Origin of the sequence: Paenibacillus thermoaerophilus (assembly GCF_005938195.1) — a bacterium.
GTDB lineage: Bacteria > Bacillota > Bacilli > Paenibacillales > Reconciliibacillaceae > Paenibacillus_W > Paenibacillus_W thermoaerophilus.
Genome location: NZ_VCQZ01000048.1, coordinates 1 through 2,777 on the forward strand (window position 1 = coordinate 1; position 2,777 = coordinate 2,777).

Consider the following 2,777-nt stretch of genomic DNA (forward strand, 5'->3'; position numbering starts at 1 on the left):
TTCGATTTCCTGTAGGATGGCGAATTTCTCCGACGCACTATATTGTTTATTAGGCATGAAAAAAACTCCCTTTACAGCAGCAGGTTTTATTATTTCACCTGTCTACCTTAAGGGGAGCATATCAAATGAGCCAGCTTTTTTCGTATTGTACTGTATTGCTAATCATGAAGAAGTTCGCAGTATTCTGGATTTTTTTGAACCAGTGGTTTATGAATCATTTATTTCTTTGGTATCGCTGCAATTTTAACATTGAATAATCCAGTAACTCTTCCTGAGCAATATCTTGTAGATTCCTATAGTTTTGTAATAATTTAAGCTCATCTTCTTGCAACCCGAAATGCAGTTCTACCTTTCGATTTATTATGAGCCAATTCATATCGACCATGTACTTGTCAGCTAAGAGGACAAGTACATCAAATGAAGGCTTGGTTTTCCCAGATTCAATCTCACTAAGCGTAGCTTGGGATATTTCTAAGCTTTGAGCAAATTCGATTTGGGTCATCTTATTTTGTCTTCTTATTGACTTTATTTTTTCTCCAACTGAAGTAATACTGTTCAACATTTTCCACCTGGCTTTGGTGAATTGATGTTTATAAAACAAAAGCATACTCTTGTCTGTCAAAAGACAAAAATATGCACTCCAAATACAGACCCGGGAATAGTCCACATACCCGGAACTGAATAATTAAAGCAAATGTTTGCCGCGAGTTTATTAAAGCAAATGTTTGCCGCGGCGGCAAAGATATGGTTTAACTCTCAGAACACCAAAATTGGTGCTCTCTTAGTAATTATGGAGGTGAGGGGAGTCGAACCCCTGTCCGAAAGCAACGGCACACAGGCTTCTACGGGTGTAGTTACAGTTTTGTTGTCACCTGGGCCGACGCCCCGTAACCGGCTTCGATCCAGGTCAGCCTGATTGTCTTCTTCAGCCAGCCCCAGGCGGAGACTGGACAGCGTATCCCACTAAGGTTGAGCCCTCATCCCGGCACATGGGCGATGCAGAGCGAGAGCACGCGAGCAGGTTATTAAGCTGCTACAGCGTAAGAAGGTTGTTGTTTGCCATTTAATTGGCGTTCGCGTTGATGAAGCGGACGCAGCCCCGCTACCCGCTACCCATGCTCGAACTACTCCCGTCGAATCCAAAAACACCCCCGCGAATATAAGCGGTCGTACGAACTCTGTTGGAGGGCGCTCGGGGCGATCCGTCGCCGCCGCGATGCTCCGCTCGAACAGGCTGCACGTCCTGATGGCTTGAACGCGACACCTTGGTTCGGCACCGGTGTCTTCTTAATATACCACGGCCGACATGACCTGTACAGGTGAGGTTGCTGGTTATCTCGCCACCTTCTGCTTCTCGCGGAGCGCCCGCTGGATGTCGCGCTGCGCGTCCCTCTTGGCGACGGTTTCCCGCTTGTCGTATTGCTTTTTGCCTTTGCCCAGACCGATCAGCAGCTTGGCGTAGCCGTTGCGCACATAGACCTTCAGCGGCACGATCGTGTAGCCTTCTTGCTTGGACTGGCCGAGCAGCTTGTGAATCTCCGCCTTCTTCAGCAGCAGCTTGCGGGCCCGCGTCGGATCGCTGGGGTTAAAGCGGTTGCCTTGTTCGAACGGGCTGATGTGCATGTTGTGCACGAAGATCTCGCCGTTTCGGATCGTCGCGAAGCTGTCGGAGATGTTGGCGCGACCGGCCCGCAGCGACTTGATCTCGGTTCCCGTCAGCACCATGCCGGCTTCATACATCTCTTCAATGAAATAGTCGTGGTGGGCTTTTTTGTTCTGGACGAGCACTTTCCCGTCGTTTTTCTTGGCCGCCATGCCGTTCGCCTCCTTCCTCGCGCGTCGTCGATGAAGGCCATTTTATCAACTTTTCCCGCTGAAATCAAGGCGAATCCGCGCGATGAGTCTCGTCAAAATCCGCTATACGCAAGCTTCCCGCCGCATCTTCGCGGCATTCTCGACAGGTTGTCCTACGGCCCGCGGCATTTCGAGTCTTTTTAAAATTTTTGCGGACCTTGCAACGTTTTGCCAATGCCGATTGTCTTAGCTAATAAACCCCGACGAATATACTCAAAAGGCGGGCGAATGTCGTTGGCGCGACTGTGACGGATCCGGCCGTTATCGAATGCAGTCCTTCATCCTTCTTCGCGTTCGGAAAAACACAAAGGATTGTGATTCCGCAATCGGACTTAAAGAAAGGAGACATACTCCATGTATACGAATGGTCAACGCCTTTATGACGACAAACATTTTATGGATCATCTCGACCATGAAGTGCCGATACAAATCTACCTGGACGGCAAGCACAAAGATATTGGATTTGTGGAGCGGGTATCCGAGCATTTTGTCCGGGTCAACAACACGTATTACAACCGATCGATGTACTGGTTCGTATCGCGGCCGGGTTATTGATCCCCGAATCCGCGAAAGCTCGCCGAAGGTCCGTTTTCGCGCAAGAATCCATCATCAACGTGCTTAATATTTAAGGATACCCTTGAATGCAGAAAGGGGCTGTCCCAAAAATCAATTTTAGATTTTTAAGCCCCCACTTTTAATGAAAAATCAAGTCAAAACAAACCTCCATTACCACTTTCTTAGTGGATTTGGAGGTGTTTCGTTCATATTTTGGGATTGTCTCATTCGGTTCTACCCTTTGATATGCTCCCCTTAAGGTAGACAGGTGAAATAATAAAACCTGCTGCTGTAAAGGGAGCTTTTTTCATGCCTAATAAACAATATAGTGCGTCGGAGAAATTCGCCATCCTACAGGAAATCGAAAG

4 protein-coding genes and 1 other RNA gene are annotated in these 2,777 nt (G+C 47.9%); 2 read left to right on the plus strand and 3 right to left on the minus strand.

Going from position 1 to position 2,777, the window contains the following annotated elements; genetic code table 11:
• The coding region (locus FE781_RS17670) for a hypothetical protein (protein ID WP_211346400.1) at positions 1-247 on the plus strand (247 nt) is incomplete at its 5' end.
• Here FE781_RS17670 and FE781_RS17215 read toward each other — a convergent pair.
• The 3 genes from FE781_RS17215 to smpB form a co-directional block, all read right to left on the minus strand.
• Positions 215-559 (minus strand): helix-turn-helix domain-containing protein, encoded by a 345-nt coding sequence (locus FE781_RS17215; protein WP_170209595.1) that lies wholly within the window; start codon positions 557-559, stop codon positions 215-217. The two genes, FE781_RS17670 and FE781_RS17215, sit on opposite strands and share 33 nt — an antisense overlap.
• Positions 560-788: 229 nt before the next feature.
• Positions 789-1,153: a transfer-messenger RNA gene (gene ssrA, locus FE781_RS17220) on the minus strand.
• 179 nt (positions 1,154-1,332) lie between these two features.
• Positions 1,333-1,815 (minus strand): SsrA-binding protein SmpB, encoded by a 483-nt coding sequence (gene smpB / locus FE781_RS17225; RefSeq protein ID WP_138790836.1) that lies wholly within the window; start codon positions 1,813-1,815, stop codon positions 1,333-1,335.
• 393 nt (positions 1,816-2,208) lie between these two features.
• On the opposite strand from smpB, the gene FE781_RS17230 reads away from it, so the two are divergent.
• Positions 2,209-2,409: a hypothetical protein gene (locus FE781_RS17230; protein WP_138790837.1), complete on the plus strand. Its 201-nt coding sequence runs from the start codon at positions 2,209-2,211 to the stop codon at positions 2,407-2,409.
• Positions 2,410-2,777 lie beyond the last annotated feature (368 nt).